The sequence below is a fragment of the Sorangium sp. So ce834 genome (genome assembly GCF_051521425.1).
In the GTDB taxonomy this organism is placed as follows: domain Bacteria; phylum Myxococcota_A; class Polyangia; order Polyangiales; family Polyangiaceae; genus Sorangium; species Sorangium cellulosum_D.
The window spans coordinates 9,266,773-9,283,296 of sequence record NZ_CP150351.1 but is presented as its reverse complement, the minus strand read 5'-3'; the positions used below and the strand labels follow the sequence as shown (position 1 = coordinate 9,283,296).

General features: G+C 73.7%; 13 protein-coding genes. 2 read left to right on the top strand and 11 right to left on the bottom strand.

Going from position 1 to position 16,524, the window contains the following annotated elements; all coding sequences use genetic code 11:
• Window positions 1-72 precede the first annotated feature (72 nt).
• From aat to WMF20_RS33835, 5 genes are all read right to left on the bottom strand, one after another.
• Window positions 73-795 (bottom strand): leucyl/phenylalanyl-tRNA--protein transferase, encoded by a 723-nt coding sequence (aat, locus tag WMF20_RS33855; RefSeq protein WP_437605973.1) that lies wholly within the window; start codon window positions 793-795, stop codon window positions 73-75.
• A 72-nt stretch (window positions 796-867) separates the two neighbouring features.
• Complete coding sequence (locus tag WMF20_RS33850) at window positions 868-1,869, bottom strand: glycosyltransferase (protein ID WP_437605972.1); 1,002 nt, start codon at window positions 1,867-1,869, stop codon at window positions 868-870.
• Between the two features lie 100 nt (window positions 1,870-1,969).
• On the bottom strand, window positions 1,970-3,292 hold the full coding sequence (egtB, locus tag WMF20_RS33845; RefSeq protein WP_437605971.1) for an ergothioneine biosynthesis protein EgtB: 1,323 nt from the start codon (window positions 3,290-3,292) through the stop codon (window positions 1,970-1,972).
• A gap of 61 nt (window positions 3,293-3,353) precedes the next feature.
• Window positions 3,354-4,109: a hypothetical protein gene (locus tag WMF20_RS33840; protein ID WP_437605970.1), complete on the bottom strand. Its 756-nt coding sequence runs from the start codon at window positions 4,107-4,109 to the stop codon at window positions 3,354-3,356.
• An 86-nt stretch (window positions 4,110-4,195) separates the two neighbouring features.
• Window positions 4,196-7,030, bottom strand: coding sequence for a carboxypeptidase regulatory-like domain-containing protein (locus WMF20_RS33835; RefSeq protein ID WP_437605969.1), 2,835 nt, complete (start codon window positions 7,028-7,030; stop codon window positions 4,196-4,198).
• Between the two features lie 353 nt (window positions 7,031-7,383).
• Here WMF20_RS33835 and WMF20_RS33830 point away from each other — a divergent pair, with 353 nt between their 5' ends.
• A complete protein-coding gene (locus WMF20_RS33830) occupies window positions 7,384-8,811 on the top strand; it encodes a sigma-54-dependent transcriptional regulator (protein ID WP_129578209.1) in 1,428 nt (475 codons plus the stop codon).
• Complete coding sequence (locus WMF20_RS33825) at window positions 8,808-9,812, top strand: ABC transporter ATP-binding protein (protein ID WP_437605967.1); 1,005 nt, start codon at window positions 8,808-8,810, stop codon at window positions 9,810-9,812. The genes WMF20_RS33830 and WMF20_RS33825 overlap by 4 nt, the downstream gene beginning before the upstream one ends.
• A 226-nt stretch (window positions 9,813-10,038) precedes the next feature.
• Here the strand turns inward: WMF20_RS33825 and glmM are convergent, their stop codons facing one another.
• The 6 genes from glmM to WMF20_RS33795 all read right to left on the bottom strand — a co-directional run bounded on the left by glmM (window position 10,039) and on the right by WMF20_RS33795 (window position 16,447).
• Window positions 10,039-11,481, bottom strand: a complete 1,443-nt coding sequence (glmM, locus tag WMF20_RS33820; RefSeq protein WP_129578207.1) for a phosphoglucosamine mutase — start codon at window positions 11,479-11,481, stop codon at window positions 10,039-10,041.
• Window positions 11,482-11,646: 165 nt separating this feature from the next.
• Entirely contained in the window at window positions 11,647-12,672 is a 1,026-nt protein-coding gene (locus WMF20_RS33815; RefSeq protein ID WP_437605966.1) for an SDR family NAD(P)-dependent oxidoreductase, read from the bottom strand.
• Window positions 12,673-12,783: 111 nt separating this feature from the next.
• The gene (locus WMF20_RS33810) at window positions 12,784-14,133 is read right to left on the bottom strand and encodes a bifunctional folylpolyglutamate synthase/dihydrofolate synthase (protein WP_437605965.1); all 1,350 of its coding nucleotides are present in this window, start codon (window positions 14,131-14,133) and stop codon (window positions 12,784-12,786) included.
• Complete coding sequence (accD, locus tag WMF20_RS33805; RefSeq protein ID WP_437605964.1) at window positions 14,130-14,987, bottom strand: acetyl-CoA carboxylase, carboxyltransferase subunit beta; 858 nt, start codon at window positions 14,985-14,987, stop codon at window positions 14,130-14,132. The genes WMF20_RS33810 and accD overlap by 4 nt, the downstream gene beginning before the upstream one ends.
• Before the next feature lie 10 nt (window positions 14,988-14,997).
• On the bottom strand, window positions 14,998-15,663 hold the full coding sequence (locus tag WMF20_RS33800; protein WP_437605963.1) for a CoA transferase subunit B: 666 nt from the start codon (window positions 15,661-15,663) through the stop codon (window positions 14,998-15,000).
• A gap of 25 nt (window positions 15,664-15,688) precedes the next feature.
• Entirely contained in the window at window positions 15,689-16,447 is a 759-nt protein-coding gene (locus tag WMF20_RS33795) for a CoA transferase subunit A (RefSeq protein WP_272826324.1), read from the bottom strand.
• Window positions 16,448-16,524 lie beyond the last annotated feature (77 nt).

Genomic DNA, 16,524 nt, shown 5'->3' with positions numbered 1-16,524 from the left:
CGCCGGGGCGCGGCGCGCGCCCGGGCAGCGCTGCGCGCGGCTCGGACGGCCCTGCGCGCGGCTCGAGCGCGATCACCGCGAGATGAGCCGCTCGATCGCCTGCGCGGGCTCGAGGTCGAAGCGCCACGGCCCCATCTTCGTCGGGGCGTCGAGCGCCGTCTTCAGCGCGCGGAGGAACTCGCGCCGCGGCCACTCGACGGCGCCGAAGCGATCGAGGTGCTCCGTGTACACCTGGCAGTCCACCAGGGCGAAGTCCCAGGCGACGAGGTTCCCGAGCAGCGTGGCGAACGCGACCTTGGAGGCGTCGGGCGCGCGCGCGAACATCGACTCGCCGAAGAACATCCGCCCCAGCGACACGCCGTAGAGCCCGCCGACGAGCTCGCCGTTCGACCAGGCCTCGATGCTGTGCGCCACCCCGGCGGCGTGCAGCGCCGTGTAGCCGTCGACGAGCTCCTCGGTGATCCACGTGCCGCTCTGTCCTGGCCGCGGCGTCGCGCTGCAGGCCCGCATGACGTCCGCGAACGCGGTGTCGGTCCGCACCTCGATCCCGCCCCGGCGCACCCGCTTGCGCAGCGAGTGCGGGATGTGCGCCTCGCGCGGCGGCAGGACGAAGCGCGGATCCGGGGAGAACCAGAGCAGCGGCAGCCCGTCGTGGGGCCACGGGAAGATGCCCCGGCGATAGCCGGCCAGGAGCCGCTCCGGCGAGGCCTCGCCGCCCACGGCCACGATCCCCTCCGGGGTCGCGCGCTCGGGCGGAGGGAAGTCGAGCTTGCTCGTGAGCACCGGGACGCGCATCGCTGTCGGATCGAATCCTCCCACCGGAGCACGCGGTTGCAAAGAGGCGCCCTGCGTCCGCGCGCCGCGCGCTCAGGACGCGCACACATAGTCGGAGCCCTCGACGAAGCCGCGCGCGGCGAGGTGCTCGCGGATGAGCGCGCGCGCCCCCCGCGCCCCCACGGCGACGATGAGGGTCTGCGCGCCCCGCGAGAGCCCCGACGGATCGACGATCGGCGCCCCCTGCGCGATCCGGCCGATCTTGCGCGGATCGATGTCGACGAACCGCTCCGGCCTCACGCCGTTCCGGGCGAGCGCCCTCGCCAGCCGCCTGCCCGTCTTGCCCGCGCCCCACACCGCCACGGGGCGCGCCGAGCCCAGCTTCCTCGCGAGGTAGTGCGCCTTGGCCTCGAGGAACCGCGCGATCGCGTACCGCGGATCCGCGAACGTCGCGCGGCCCTCGCGGTGCCGCCAGCGCAGGCCGAGCTCCGGGAGCTTCGCCATCCGCGCGCCGGCGGCGTCGAGGCGCAGCCACAGGTCGTAGTCCTCCGCCCAGGGGGCCTCCCGGAACCCGCCGACCTGCTCCAGCGCGCTCCGCCGCAGCATCACCGACGGGTGGCACAGCGGGGACTCCACGAACATCTCCCGCGCGTGATCCTCGGGGGTGAGGATCGAGTTCAGCCAGTCGACGTAGCGGAGCATGCCCTCGCCGATCGGCCCGGCCGCGAACGCCTCCACGCGGGCCCCGACGACGGCGAGCCGCGGATCTCGCCGGAGCGCCTCGGCCTGGCGCGCGAGGCGCCCGCCGACCGAGATGTCGTCGCCGTCCATGCGCGCGAGCAGCTCGCCGCGCGCCGCCTCGGCCGCGTGCGCTAGCGCCCGCGCGATGCCCACGCCGCCGGTCGCGACCGGGACGACGCGGCGGTCGCGCCGCGCGATGCGCGCGACCGTGGCCGGGCCGGCGTCGGTCGAGCCGTCGTCCACGGCGATCACCTCGAGGTCGACCTCGCGCTCGGCGAGCACGCTCTCCAGCGCCTCCTCGATGGTCGCCTCCGCCTGCCGGTACGGGAGCAAGACGGAGACGAGCGGCGCCACGCCGAGACCATGGCGGCGCGCCGGCGCAGCGTCCACAGGAAGGGCGCGCCCCGCCGGCGCGACGTCCACAGGAAGGGCGCGCGCCGCCGGCGCGGCCCGGTCAGAGGTCGCGGGCCAGCCGGATGCCGCTCATCTGCCACCGCGCGTCCGGCGGGAAGAAGTTCCGGTACGTCGCGCGGAGGTGCGTCGCCGGGGTCGCGCACGAGCCGCCGCGGAGCACGAGCTGGCTGCTCATGAACTTGCCGTTGTACTCGCCGAGCGCCCCCGGCCACGGGCGAAACCCGGGGTAGGGCGCGTACGCGCTCGACGTCCATTCCCACACGTCGCCGAAGAGCTGCCGCGGGGCCCCCGGCCGCGCCGGCGCGCCCGCGGGCTCCGGGTGATAGCGCCCGCTCTCGGCGAAATTCCCCTGGAGCGCCGCCTCGCCCGGCGCGGCGCCGCCGGCGACCTCCCCCGCGGCGGCGAGCGCGCCCTGCGCGGCGGTCTCCCACTCAGCCTCGGTCGGGAGCCGCGCGCCGGCCCAGCGGGCGTAGGCGTCGGCCTCGTAGTGGCTCACGTGGCAGACGGGCTCGTCGGCGTCGATCTCGCGGAGCCCGTGCAGCGTGAACAGCTGGAGCCCCCCGTCGCGCTGCTCCCAGTAGAGCGGCGCCTCCCACCGGTTCGCCACGACCGCATCCCAGCCGCCCGACAGCCAGAGCTCCGGCCGCGCGTACCCGCCGTCCCGCATGAACTCGAGGTACTCGCCGCACGTCACCGGCCGGTCCGCGAGCGCGAACGCGCCGACGAACACGCGGTGCCGCGGCGCCTCGTTGTCGAACGCGAACCCGCCCTCGCCGTGGCCGATCCAGCGCACGCCCTCGGCGTGCTCGACGAAGCGGAGCTCCCCGGCGGCGCCGCCGCGCCGCCCCGGCGGCGCGCCGCCGAAGATCGCGGGGCGCAGCGGGTTCTGCGCCATCGCGTGCTTCAGATCGGTCAGGATGAGCTCCTGGTGCTGCTGCTCGTGGTGCAGCCCCACCTCGATCGTGAAGGCGAGATCGAGGTGCCGGCCCGCGGCGATCTCGTCGAGCAGCGCGCGCATGCGCTCGTCCACGTGGCGCCGGTAGCGGTAGGTCTCCTCGACGGTCGGGCGCGACAGGACCCCGCGCCGCGGCCGGCCGTGCCGCTCGCCCACGCTCACGTAGTACGAGTTGAAGAGGTACCCGAATTGCGGGTGGAAGGGCGCGTACCCGGCGCGCTGGCCGAGCACGAACGCCTCGAAGAACCACGCCGTGTGCGCGAGGTGCCACTTCACCGGGCTCGCGTCCGGCATCGACTGGACGACGTAGTCCTCGGCGCAGAGCGGCGCGCAGAGCGACTCCGTGAACGCCCGGACCGCGTCGTACCGCGCCCTCAGCCCGCCCGCGACGCGCTCTGCCTGTTCCATCGCGTTCACTTCGGATCCCTTCGTCATCGGCGAGCGATGTCGCTGCGGCGGGAGCGGGCGCCTAGCGCTTCTTGAAGTCGCCGAGGTGCGTGATGTACCAGCGGCCCTGCCACGAGATGATCGTGTGGACGTCGACGCTCGCCGGCTTGCCGTCGAGCTCGACCTTCAGCTTGCCGTGGAAGGAGCGGTAATACCCGATCTTGTTGACCTCGTCGCCGGGCGGCACCCACTTCGGCCTGGAGCCGACCTCGAAGCCGACGAACCGCGCGCCCTCCCAGCTCTTGCGCTTCCGGTGCATCGCCTTCACGTCGTTCGCGTAGGCGGCGTGCAGGTTGTCCCAGTACTTGCCGGGGTCCTTCACGTCCTTGAGCGGGATGAACGGCTCCTTGGGGAACCAGAACGGGTCGGCCAGCGCCGGCTCGTTCTTCACGATGGCGTCGAACAGCGCCCTGGCCCGCGCCGTGAGCTCCTCGCTCTCGAGCGGCGGCAGGATCTTGTTCGTCGCGATCGCGGTCGCATCGGCGCTGGCGGCCGGCGGCGCTCCCGGCGGGGGCGCCCCGTCCGTCGCCGCCGCCTCGTCGGCCGCGCGCGCGCCCCCGTCCAGCGGCGGCGCCGGCGCGCTCGCGTCCTCCGGCTGCGGCGCCGGCGCCGCGCCGGAGGACGCAAGCGCGCTGGCGGCCGCCGTCGCCGACGCCGGCGGGGCGGCGGCGGCCGACGAGGGCCGCGCGCTCTCGGCGGGCCGGGCGTCCGGCGCCGGGGTGGGCGCCGCGCACCCCGCGATCACGGCGAGCGCGCCCGCGATGACCTGCTTCATCATGCGCGTGCCCTATCGCAGCGCCCCGGCGCCGACAAGCGACGCCGAGGCGCGGCCGCGCGTCGGATCCGCCCGGCGGCGGGCCCGGCTCACTTCTCGACGATGATGAACTGCACGCGCCGGTTCTTCGCCTTGTTCGCGGGCGTGACGTTCGGCGCGACCGGGCGGTCCTGCCCGTAGCCCTTCGCGAGGAGGCGCGAGCCGTCCACGCCGGCCCGGATCAGCCAGGCGCGCACCGAGTTCGCGCGGGCCTCGCTGAGGGTCTGGTTGTGCTCGCGCCCGCCCGTGTTGTCGGTGTGCCCCTGGATCTCGACCTTGCGGATGTTCGGGTTCCGCTGGAGCACGTCCGCGATCTCCTCCATCAGCGCGTTCGAGTCGCCCAGGATCTTCGCCGAGTCGGTCTCGAAGTGGATCTGCCGCGAGATCTTGATCTCGTTGCCCTGCACCTTCACGAGCGAGACCTTCGGCCGCTTGTTCACCGTGAGCGCGGCGCGCGTGTCCTCGCTCGTGCGGACGTCGGCCTGGTTGACGTGGTTCATGTAGCCCTGCGCCTCGACCTTGAGCGTCACCGCGCCGGCCGGCAGATCCGGGAAGCGGAAGGCGCCGCTCGCGTCGCTCGTCGCCGTCTGCTCGCGGCCCGCCGCGTCGGTCAGCCGGATCGTCGCGCCGGCGACCGCGTCCCCGCTCTCCGCGTCCTTCACCGTCCCGACGATGTTGCCCGTCTTGGGCAGCGCCTCGAGCGAGCAGTCGACGTCCACGAACGTCGGCCCCTGCAGCGGCGCCGCGCCCGGTCCGGCGCCGGGCAACCCCGGCTGCGGACCGAAGGGATCGGGCTGCCCGGGCTGCGGGCCGAACGGCCCCGGCTGCGGGCCGAACGGCCCCGGCTGCGGGCCGAAGGCACCCGGCTGTCCGGGTTGCGGACCGAACGCGCCGGGCTGCCCGGGCTGCGGGCCGAAGGGCTGCCCGGGTTGCGGACCGAAGGCGCCCGGCTGCCCCGGCTGCGGGCCGAACGATCCGGGCTGCCCCGGCTGCGGGCCGAACGGCCCGGGCTGCGGACCGAAGGGCCCCGGCTGCGGGCCGAACGGCCCGGGCTGCCCAGGCGCCGCCCCGCCGGCGAGGATCGTCGCCTGGCACGTGCCCGGCTTGTAGCCGTTCGCCCGGACGTTGAACGTGTACGTCCCCGGCTCGAGGTGCCGCGTGAGGAAGCGGCCGTCCGGCCCGGTCGCGTACGGCGGCTGGGGCACGCCCTCGATCGTCACGATCGCGTCCGCCACCGCCGCGTCGGGCCTGTTCTGCTCGTGCACGAAGCCGCGCGCGAAGGTCTGCGGCGCGGGCACGAGCTGCGGCGGCTCCTTGACGATCTGCGGCGCAGGGGCCGGCGGCGGCTCCTTCTGCTTCGTGTCGTAGGCGTAGCCGATCCCGAGGTACAGCGTCCACGGCGCCTGCGGCGCGACCTCCTCGATGAACACGGAGGTCGCCGACAGGCCGAGGTCGAACGCCGCGTGCCCGGAGAGCCCGCGGAACGCCTTCTGGAACGGCGTCACCCGCACGCCGAGCGACAGCCGCGACGGCGCCGCGGCGTAGCCCGGTCCGCCCTGGCTCTGCGGGTCCGGGGACGCGAAATCGTCGAGCCCGAGGCAGACGTCGCCGCGCGACACGCGGCTCGTGTGGCACTCGTAGCCCTGTCGGTTCACCGGGATGTCGAGCGAGTACTCGAGGTACGGCTGCACCTTCGGCAGCGGCACCTCGACGCCGAGGTGGGTCTGGAAGAAGTCGACCCGGTTGATGCCGAGCCCGAACCGCTCGATGCGCGAGATCGGCTGCCGATCGCGCCCGTCGGTGAACGCCTTGGCCCGCTCCTTCTCGACCTCCTCCACGAGCTTGCCGGAGTTGTCGAGCTTGTAGCCGAGGTTCAGGTTGACCCGCAGCGGGAACCCCTTGCCCTGCGGCTTGCGCAGATCGAGCGTCGCGAGCCCGCGGAACACCGCGCTCGTGCCGCCGCCGGCGAGGCCCACGTCGCCCGTGCCGTTGAGCAGGAGCAGCTGCGCCTCGCCGCCGAAGGTGAGCGGCTTGCCGATCTTCGTGGGCGTGAACGCCTTCACGCCGAACGTCGTGTCGCCGAGCACCTGCAACAGCCGCGGGCGGCCCTGATCGTTCGCGTTCGCGAACGTGCGGATCGACGCGTAGCCCTCGAGGAAGGGCAGGGGGGTCGCGTTCAGCGCGAAGAACGCCCCCACGTGGCTCGCCGAGTCCTCCCGCGCGTCGGGGCCGCAGGTGATCGGGTGGCCGGCGAGCGTCGACTCGGCCGGATCGCAGAGGAAGCCGCTCGTCGAGAACCAGTCGAGCAGGAACGACACCCGGAAGGTGCCCGGCGCACCCGAGCCCGCGTACGACGTCCTGAGGAGGCCGGTCGACCCCCACAGGTTCGGCTGCGCGGTGAGCGAGAGCGCGCGCTCCTCCTCGTCCCACGCGGTGGAGCGCGGCGCCGTCGCGCTCGCCTGGGCGCCCTGCTCGCCGACGGACGCCTGCGCGCCGAAGGAGAAGCTCGCGTCCGGCGGCGGCTGCCCCGGCTGCCCGAACTGCGGCGGCGCGTCGCCCGGGAAGCCCGGCTGCGGGCCGAAGCCCGGCTGCGGCTGAGGGCCGAACTGGGTCGGCGGCGCGTCGCCCGGGAAGCCCGGCTGCGGGCCGAAGCCCGGCTGCGGCTGGGGGCCGAACTGGGTCGGCGGCGCGTCGCCCGGAAAGCCCGGCTGCGGGCCGAAGGGGCCGGGCTGCGCGGGAGGAGGCGGAAGCGGCTGCGGTCCGAAGGGCGGCTGCGGCTGCTGCGCCTCGGCAGCGCCCGCGAGCGTGAGCGAGCCGACGAGCGGCAGCGCCGTGAGCGCAGCGCGCCGGGGCCTATCGCCGAACACCTTCCGAAGCGTATGCATCGAGCCTCATCCGCGAGATCGAACAAGGAAACGCCCGCCAATCGGGACGGTGGGGACCTCGCGCGCGGCCCGTTGTACCATCCCGGGCGGCCCACGAAACAGCGGTTTTCGTCGATGGCAGATCCCCGACGAGCCGCGTCGCGCGGCTCGATAAGTGCGGCCTCACCGCGGCGAGGCGCGATCGTCGGGCCTCCGTCGCGCCTCGTCGCGCCTCGTCCTGATGGCGCGCGCCGGCGCCCGGCGACCCGGTCGCAAACGTGCTCGGCCGCGGCGCCCCGCGGCCCCGGCGCTGCTCGGTCGGGGCCGCGCAGCCGCCCAATCCCGCGGGCGCGCATGCTAGGAAAGCGATCAACATGGCATCCCGGGGGCGCATCCTGATCGTCGACGACGAGGCCAACGCGCGCGCGGCGCTCTCCGAAATCCTCCGCGAGGAGGGGTACACCACCGAGACCGCGGCCGACGGCTTCAAGGCGCTGGGCAAGCTCGAGGAGTTCGCGCCGGACGTGGTCCTGACCGACCTGAAGATGCCGGGGCTCGACGGCATCCGGATGATGGAGAAGGCGCAGCTCGCGCTGCCGGACGCGACGTTCGTCGTCATGACGGCGTTCGGCACCATCTCGAGCGCGGTCGAGGCGGTGAAGAAGGGCGCGTACAACTACCTGACGAAGCCGCTCGATTTCTCGGTGCTCGCGGTGGTGGTCGAGCGCGCGGTGGAGCGGGCGCGGCTGCTCCAGGAGAACTCGCGGCTGCGCGAGCGGCTGCGCGAGCGCAACGCGTTCGGCCACGTGATCGCGAGCCACCCGAGCATGGTGAAGCTCCTCCGGCTCGTCGAGCAGGTGGCGCCGAGCCGCGCGAGCGTGCTGATCGTGGGCGAGACGGGCACGGGCAAGGAGCTCATCGCCGAGATGATCCACCGCGCGAGCCCGCGGGCGAAGGCGCCGCTCGTCCGGCTGAACTGCGCCGCGCTGAGCGAGTCGCTCCTGGAGAGCGAGCTGTTCGGCCACGAGCGCGGCGCCTTCACCGGCGCCGTCGGCCGCCGCGAGGGCCGCTTCGAGCAGGCGAACGGCGGCACGCTGTTCCTCGACGAGGTGAGCGAGATCCCCCTCGCCACGCAGGTGAAGCTCCTGCGCTTCTTGCAGGAGCGCACGTTCGAGCGGGTGGGCGGCAACGAGACCCTGAAGGTGGACGTGCGGATCCTCGCCGCGTCGAACCGCGACCTGCGCCAGCGCATCGCGGAGGGGCTGTTCCGCGAGGATCTCTACTACCGGCTCAACGTCGTCACCCTCGAGATCCCGCCGCTCCGGGAGCGCCGGAGCGACATCCCCGAGCTCGCGACGTTCTTCCTGGGCCGCTACGCGCAGGAGAACGGCAAGCGGATCGAGGGCTTCACGGACGAGGCGCTGTCGGCGCTGACGAGCTACTCGTTCCCTGGCAACGTGCGCGAGCTGGAGAACGCGATCGAGCGGGCGGCGGTGCTCTGCGACGGCGCGCGCATCGAGCTCCGGCACTTGCCGGCGCAGATGTCGTCCGAGCCGGCCGAGGCGTCCGACGCGATGCCGCGCGTCCCGGGGAGCACGATCTACGATCTGGAGCGCTACGCGATCCTGCGCACGCTCGAGGCGTGCAAGGGCTCGACCTCGAAGGCGGCGACGATCCTCGGGATCAGCCCGCGCAAGATCCAGTACAAGCTGCACGAGTACAGCGCGGCGACGGCGCGCGGCCGCGCGCGGCCGGGGGACGGCGCGTCGGGCGAGGGCCCCGACGGCGAGGAGGGCGCGTGAGCGACGGTGTCGAGGCGATGGTCGAGGAGCGCGGCGAGCGCGCCGCGCCGTCCCGTTCCGGCGGGGAGGCGCCGGGCGGCGAGCTGCTGATCGACGTCCGCGGCCTGCTGAAGACGTTCCGGGTGGGCTTCTTGCGCCGGAGGGAGGTCCAGGCGGTCAAGGGGGTGAGCTTCGGCGTGCGCCGCGGCGAGATCTTCGGCTTCCTCGGGCCGAACGGGGCCGGCAAGACGACGACGATCAAGATGCTGACGGGCCTCATCGCCCCGACCGGCGGCGAGGCGTACCTGTTCGGCGCGCGCGTCCCGTCGCCCGAGGCGCGCCGGAAGATCGGTTTTTTGCCCGAGAACCCGTACGTCTACCCGTACCTCACCCCGCGCGAGTTCGTGGAGCTCTGCGGCCGCCTGTCCGGGATGCGCGGCGCCTCGCTGCGCCGGCGGGCGATGGAGGTGCTCGAACAGGTGAAGATCGCGTACGCCGCGGATCGGCAGGTGCGCCGGCTGTCGAAGGGGATGCTGCAGCGCACGGGGCTGGCCGCCGCGCTGGTCGCCGATCCCGAGATGCTGATCCTGGACGAGCCCATGAGCGGCCTCGATCCGGTGGGCCGCAAGGAGGTGCGCGATCTCATCTTTGCGGAGCGCGATCAGGGCCGGACGATCTTCTTCTCGACGCACATCCTGAGCGACGTCGAGGCGATGTGCGATCGCGTGGCGATCCTGCGCGAGGGCCAGGTGGTGGTGAGCGGCGCGATCCGCCAGCTCCTCCGGGGCGACGTGCTGCGCACCGAGGTCACGCTGGCGGGCGCGAGCGAAGACCTCCTGGGGGATCTCGCCCGGATGGGCTTCGCGACCACGGGCCGGGGCGACGTCGTGGTGGTCGACGTCGAGGGCGAGGCGCGCGTGCGCGACGTGCTTCAGGCGTCGCTCGCGGCGGGCGCGCAGGTCGTCGAGGTGGCGCCGCGCCGCGAGACGCTGGAGGACCTCTTCATGCGCCGCGCGCTGTAGCCAATGCCCGGCATCCCTCGGACAACCGCAGGCCCGAGGAAGCGCGTCCTTCGGACAACGGTAGGCCCCCGGAGAGGGTGTCCGCTGGGCGGGGTGGGGGATGGGCCGATGTTCGAGGCGGAGACATGGCTCATCCGGCTTGCCGGATGCTCCATGTCTCCGCCGAGTTCGGCGGGGCCCCCACCCCGCCCAGCGGACACCCTCTCCGGGGGCCGGGCAGGCCTGGCTACGCCGTGGCCCCCGCGACGTCCTGCTTGGCCGCCTCGATGATCTCGAGCGCGTACGCCCCGATGGTCGACGCGTCCTCGCCCTCGACCATGACGCGCAGCTTCGGCTCCGTCCCGCTCCACCGCACGAGGATGCGCCCCTTGTCCCCGAGCGTCTTCTCGATGCGATCCACCGCGACCCGCGTCCGCTGCATGCTGTCGAGCGGCAGCCGCGTCGAGAACGTCGCGTTCTCCAGCACCTGAGGCACCCGCTGCATCGCCTTCGACGCGAGCTCGCTCAGCGGCTTGTCCTCCTCCATCATGATCGCGAGCACCTGCAGCGCCGCCACGATCCCGTCGCCCGTCGTCGCGTGGTCCAGGAAGATGAGGTGCCCCGACTGCTCCCCGCCGAACGAGTAGCCGCCGTTCCGCATCGCCTCCACCACGTAGCGGTCCCCGACCGCCGTCCGCACCACGTGCCCGTTCTGCGCCTTGAGCGCGCGCTCGAGGCCGAGGTTCGACATCACCGTCGTCACGATCGTGTTCCGCGGCAGCTTCCCGGTGCGCAGCATCCTGAGCGCGCAGAGCGCCATGATCGCGTCGCCGTCCACGACCTCGCCGCGCTCGTCGACCATGATCACCCGGTCCGCGTCGCCGTCGAGCGCGATGCCGATCGCCGCACCCCGCTTGAGCACCTCGGCCTTCACGTGCTCCGGGTGCAGCGCGCCCGTCTCGCGGTTGATGTTGCGCCCGTTCGGCTTCACGCCGAGCGCGGTCACGTGCGCGCCGAGCTCGGTGAACACCGAGGGCGCCACGCGGTAGGCCGCCCCGTGCGCCGCGTCGACCACGATCTTCACGCCGTCGAGCGTCAGCGCCGTGGGGAACGTGCTCTTGCAGAACACGACGTACCGCCCCCGCGCGTCGTCGAGCTTCACCGCGCTGCCGATCGCCGAGCCCACCACCCGGGCCTCGTCGAGCTCGTGGCTCTCCATGAGCCGCTCGATCTCCTCCTCCGCGGCGTCGGGCAGCTTGTAGCCGTCGGGCCCGAAGATCTTGATGCCGTTGTCCTGGTACGGGTTATGGCTCGCGCTGATCACCACCCCGGCGTCGGCCCGCATGCTCTGCGTGAGCTGCGCGACCGCCGGCGTCGGGATCGGCCCGCTCAGCATCACGCGCCCGCCCATGGCGCACACGCCGGACGCGATCGCCGTCTCCAGCATGTAGCCGGACAGCCGCGTGTCCTTCCCGATCACCACCCGCACCTGCCGCGACTTCCCGTGGCTCGCGACGAAGGCGATCGCGCGCCCGAGCCGCAGCGCCATCTCCGGCGTCATCGGCGGCTGGTTCGCCACGCCGCGCACCCCGTCGGTGCCGAAGAGCTTGCGCCCAGCCGAGTCCTTCTGCGGTGCGCCCGTCGCCGACGGAGCGCCCTCCCTCTGATCCTTCTTGGTCTGCTTCGGCACGGTCCCTCTCTGTGGTTTGGGCTGAGGAGACCACCCTTAGCAACCTTTGCCAAGACAGCCTACGGCCAACTGCCGGCGCGGCGACCGCGGCGCGCGCTCACCGTCGCATCGATCGCTCCGGCCATCGCACCGCTTTTGTGATGCGGCCGATCCCCGCGTCGTGCGTCACCGCGCCGCCTCGGGCGGCGCTTCGTTGTTGCGCCGTGCCGCCTCGTTGCTCAGGCGCAGCAGGGCCGACCCCTGCGCCGGCGCGCGCAGGTCCCGCCCCCGCGTCGTCCCCGCGGCGCCGCGGGGCGCCGGCAGGAGCGCGTTGACCAGGCCCATCAGCCGCACCGTCATCTGCGGCGCGATCCCGTGCGCCCAGCTGAGCAGGTGCGAAGGCAGCCCGAGCTTCACCTCGGCGCGCCCCTCGCGCGCCGCCGCCACCACCCGCCGCGCCGCGCGCCGCGCGTCGATCGTCGCGAGCGGGATCGACGAGGCCAGGCCGAACCAGCCGAACTCGCGCCGCGGGTCGCCGCCGAACTCGGCGTTGTAGATCGACCCCGTGCGCATCGGCCCGGGGATCACCGTGGTGACCCGCGGGCCTCGCGCGCCGCCGTAGGAGAGCTCGGCCTGGAGGCTCTCCGAGAAGCCCACCATCGCGAACTTCGACGCGTTGTACCCGAGCAGGTGCGGCACCGCGACGCGCCCGCCGATCGACGCCACGTTCACGATCCGCGCCGCGCGCCCCTGCTTCTCCAGGTGCGGCAGCGCGCGCCGCGTCGTGTAGACCGCGCTCCAGTAGTTCGAGCGCATCGCCTCCTCGAGCTCCTCCACGCGGAGGTCCTGCATCGGCGCCACCTGGATCACGCCGGCGTTGTTGACGAGCACGTCGATCCGGCCGAACGCGCGCGCCACGCCGTCGATGAACGCCTCGGCCGAGGCGCGATCGCCGAGGTCGCACGCGACCGCGTGCACCTCGACGCCGAGCGCCCGCAGCCGCTGCTCGGCCCGGTCGAGCGCCCCCGGGTCGCGGCCGGCGATCGCCACCCGGGCGCCGTGCCGGCCGAACTCCTCGGCGAGGAGCAGCCCGAGGCCGCGAGAGCCGCCCGTGATGACCACGACCCGGCCGCGCAGATCGAGCCGCCGCAGGGCGCGGAACGCCGTCCGCGCGAGCGCGGCCGCCCCGAGGGCCGCCGCAGGGAAGAGCACCGGAGAACGCCGCTTCCTGAACGCCATGCCGGCGGACTGGCATCGCCCGTGCCAGACCGGCGCGCCGCCGCGCAGCGACGCGCCTGCACATCGCGCGGCGGCGCGCCCGCGTCAGAGCGTCACGACCGGGTCCGGCGCGATGCCGAGCAGCGCGGATCGCACCTCGCCGACCAGGTAGATCGAGCCCGTCAGGACGACGAGCCCGCCCGGCCCGGCGACCTCGATCGCCCGCGCCACCGCCGCGCACGGATCGCCGATCGGCTCGCCCGGCGCGATCGCCCGCAGCGCCTCGAGCGGCGCGGCCGCGCGGCCCTGCGGCGTCGCGTAGAGCCGCCGCTGCGCGCGCGGGGCGAGCGTCTGTAGCATTTCGCCCCACCCCTTGTCGGCCATCGCCCCGAACACGAGCGCGGTGCGCGCCGCGCCCGGACCCTCCTCGTCGAGCCACGCGGCGAGCGCCTGCGCGCCGTGCGGGTTGTGCGCACAGTCGAGCAGGACCTCGGCGGCGCCCGCGTCGATCCGCTCCAGCCGGCCGGGCCAGCGGGCCGCGGCGAGCCCCGCCGGGAGCGCCCGCTCGACCTCGGGCCACCGGCCCGCGAGCTGCCACGCGATCCCGCACGCGACGCCCGCGTTCTCCGCCTGGTGCGCCCCGCGGAGGCCGAGCTCCACCTCGAGCGCGGGGCGCCCCGGCCCGGCGACGCGGGTCGCGCGCGCGAGAGGCCCCGCGCGCCCCACCGCGATCTCGCCCGCGCGCCCCACCACCGCGATCTCGCCCGCGCTCCCGCCGCGCTCCGCCCGCGCGACGCGGAGGCGCGGCCCGGCGGAGATCGCCCGCGCGGCGGCCTCGATCGCGGCGTCGGCCTCGGGGTCGAGCGGGCCGAGGACCACGGGCGCGCCCGGCTTGAGGATGCCCGCCTTCTCCCGGGCGATGTCGGCCAGCGTCGGGCCGAGCAGCGCCACGTGATCGAACGCGATCGACGTGATCGCCGTGCAGAGCGGCGCGGCGAGCACGTTTGTCGCGTCGAGCCGCCCGCCGAGGCCGACCTCGAGGATCGCGAGGTCGACGCCCGCGTCGCGGAAGGCCACGAACGCGGCCACCGTCAGCGCCTCGAAGAACGTGAGCGGCGAGGGGACCCGCTCGAGCGCGGCCGACAGCGCGCGCTCGAGCGCCGCGTCGCCGATCGGCTCGCCGTCGATGCGGATGCGCTCGGCGAAGCGGGACAGGTGCGGCGACGTGTAGAGGCCGGTGCGGAGCCCGGCCGCGCGCGCGACCGACTCGACCATCGCGCACACGCTCCCCTTGCCGTTGGTGCCGGCGACGTGCACCGCGGCGACGTCGGCGTGGGGGTCGCCGAGCGCCGCGAGCGCCTCGCGCACCCGGCCGAGCCCGAGCACCATGCCCCGCGGCGCCCGCTGCCCCAGCGCCTCGAGCAGCGCCGGCAGCCGCGGCGCCGCCGAGCTCATCGCCGCGCCCGGCGATCGCCCGCGAGGTGCTGGAGCAGCGTGGCGAGGTACGCCTTCATCTCGGGGCGCGCCACGATCGCGTCGACCATCCCGTGATCGAGCAGGAACTCCGCCCGCTGGAAGCCCTCGGGCAAGGTCTGCCGGATCGTGTTCTCGATGACCCGGGGGCCGGCGAACCCGATGAGCGCCTTCGGCTCGGCGATGTTCACGTCGCCGAGGAAGGCGAAGCTCGCCGCGACGCCGCCCGTGGTCGGGTGGAGCAGCACCGAGATGAACGGGAGGCGCGTCTTGCGGTAGCGCTCGAGCGCGGCCACGCTCTTCGCCATCTGCATCAGCGAGAGGATGCCCTCCTGCATCCGCGCGCCGCCCGACGACTGGAGGAGCACCACCGGGAGCTCCTCGCGCGCCGCGCGCTCGAACAGCCGCGTGATCTTCTCGCCGACGACGGAGCCCATGCTCCCGCCCATGAAGGCGAACACGAACGCGCCGTACGCGATGTCGCGGCCGCTCAGCCGGGCGCGGCCGATCTCGATCGCCTCCTTGGCGCGGCCCTTCTTGTGGAGCGCCGCGACGCGGTCGCGGTAGCTCTTGCCGTCGCTGAACCCGAGCGGGTCGTTGGGGACGAGGTGATCGTCCCACTGGGCGAGCTCGCCGTCGTCGAGCAGGAGCCGACGCCACCCCTCGGCGTCGAGCTTGTGGTGGTGGCCGCACTGCGAGCACACCTCGAAGGCGCGGGCGAGCTCGGAGGCGTCGTGCGTGTGCGAGCAGCCGTCGCAGCGACGGAACACGCCCGCTCCCAGCGAGCGCTTCTCGCTCGCGTCGGTCGTCGGCAGGGTCTTTTCGGGCCAGGTCATCGGCGAACCCCTAGGCGCTCCGCTGCCCCATCTCCTTCACGTCGGAGGGGACCCGGAGCGTTGGTTGTGTCTTCTCCTGCACCTCTCGGGCGCTCACGTCGGGCGCGAGCTCGCGCAGCACGAGCCCCTCGGGCGTCACGTCGAGCACGGCGAGATCGGTGATGATCCGGTGGACCACGCCGCGCCCGGTGAGGGGCAGCGCGCACTCGGTCAGGATCTTGGGCGCGCCGTTCTTCGCCGCGTGATCCATGATCACGACGACGCGCTTCGCGCTCACCACGAGATCCATCGCCCCGCCCATCCCCTTCACCATCTTGCCGGGGATCATCCAGTTGGCAAGATCGCCCTTCTCGGAGACCTCCATGGCCCCGAGGATCGCGAGGTCGATGTGGCCGCCCCGGATCTGCGCGAACGACTCGGCGCTCGAGAAGATCGCCGAGCCGGGGAGCATGGTCACCGTCTCCTTGCCGGCGTTGATGAGGTCCGGATCCTCCGCGCCCTCGGCGGGGTACGGGCCGATGCCGAGCAGCCCGTTCTCGCTCTGGAGCACCACCTCGATCCCCGCGGGGATGTAGTTGGCGACGAGCGTCGGCATCCCGATGCCGAGGTTGACGTAGTAGCCGTCCTTGAGCTCCAGCGCGGCGCGCTGCGCGATCTGTTCCCGCGTGAGTCCCATCGTGTCCCCTGTCCCGGCCCCGCGCCTAGGCGGCCGGCGCCTTGCGCACCGTGCGCCGCTCGATCCGCTTCTCGAAGCGCTCGCCCTGGAAGATCCGGTGCACGAAGATCCCGGGCGTGTGGATGTGGTCCGGGTCGAGCGAGCCGACCTCGACGAGCTCCTCGACCTCGGCGATCGTCACCTTCGCGGCCATCGCCATCATGGGGTTGAAGTTCATGGCGGTGTGGCGGTAGACGAGGTTGCCGAACCGATCGCCCCTCCAGGCCTTCACGAGCGCGTAGTCGCCCCGGATGGCCGGCTCGAGCACGTAGTCGCGGCCGTCGAACTGCCGCACCTCCTTCTTCTCGGAGTACTTCTTCACCGTGCCGTCGGGGTTGTAGAGCACCGGCAGCCCGCCCTCGCTGATGGCCGTGCCCGCCCCGGTCGGGGTGTAGAACGCGGGGATCCCGGCGCCCCCGGCGCGGATGCGCTCGGCCAGCGTGCCCTGCGGCGTGAGCTCGACCTCGAGCTCGCCGCTCAGGTACTGCCGCTCGAACTCCTTGTTCTCGCCGACGTACGACGAGATCATCTTCCGGATCTGGCGGTTCTGCAGGAGGATCCCGAGGCCGAAGCTGTCGACCCCGCAGTTGTTGGACACGACCACGAGGTCCTTCGTGCCGAGCTCGCGGAGCGCGGCGATGCAGTGCTCCGGGATGCCGCAGAGCCCGAAGCCGCCCGAGAGGATCGTGGCGCCGCCGGGGATGTCCCGCACGGCGTCCAGCGCGCTCTTGTAGACCTTGTCCATGGCCGACCGAGAGGTACCCCAACTGGCCGCGAGGCAAAAGCCTCCGCTGCGGCCGCGGTACGCCGCGACGCCGGGAC

Excerpts from the sequence above, each read along its gene's own strand:
- aat (WP_437605973.1), bottom strand. The coding sequence starts at position 795 with ATGCGCGTCCCGGTGCTCACGAGCAAGCTCGACTTCCCTCCGCCCGAG.
- egtB (WP_437605971.1), bottom strand. The coding sequence starts at position 3,292 with ATGGAACAGGCAGAGCGCGTCGCGGGCGGGCTGAGGGCGCGGTACGAC.
- WMF20_RS33840 (WP_437605970.1), bottom strand. The coding sequence starts at position 4,109 with ATGATGAAGCAGGTCATCGCGGGCGCGCTCGCCGTGATCGCGGGGTGC.
- WMF20_RS33835 (WP_437605969.1), bottom strand. The coding sequence starts at position 7,030 with ATGCATACGCTTCGGAAGGTGTTCGGCGATAGGCCCCGGCGCGCTGCG.
- WMF20_RS33830 (WP_129578209.1), top strand. The coding sequence starts at position 7,384 with ATGGCATCCCGGGGGCGCATCCTGATCGTCGACGACGAGGCCAACGCG.
- WMF20_RS33810 (WP_437605965.1), bottom strand. The coding sequence starts at position 14,133 with ATGAGCTCGGCGGCGCCGCGGCTGCCGGCGCTGCTCGAGGCGCTGGGG.
- accD (WP_437605964.1), bottom strand. The coding sequence starts at position 14,987 with ATGACCTGGCCCGAAAAGACCCTGCCGACGACCGACGCGAGCGAGAAG.
- WMF20_RS33800 (WP_437605963.1), bottom strand. The coding sequence starts at position 15,663 with ATGGGACTCACGCGGGAACAGATCGCGCAGCGCGCCGCGCTGGAGCTC.
- WMF20_RS33795 (WP_272826324.1), bottom strand. The coding sequence starts at position 16,447 with ATGGACAAGGTCTACAAGAGCGCGCTGGACGCCGTGCGGGACATCCCC.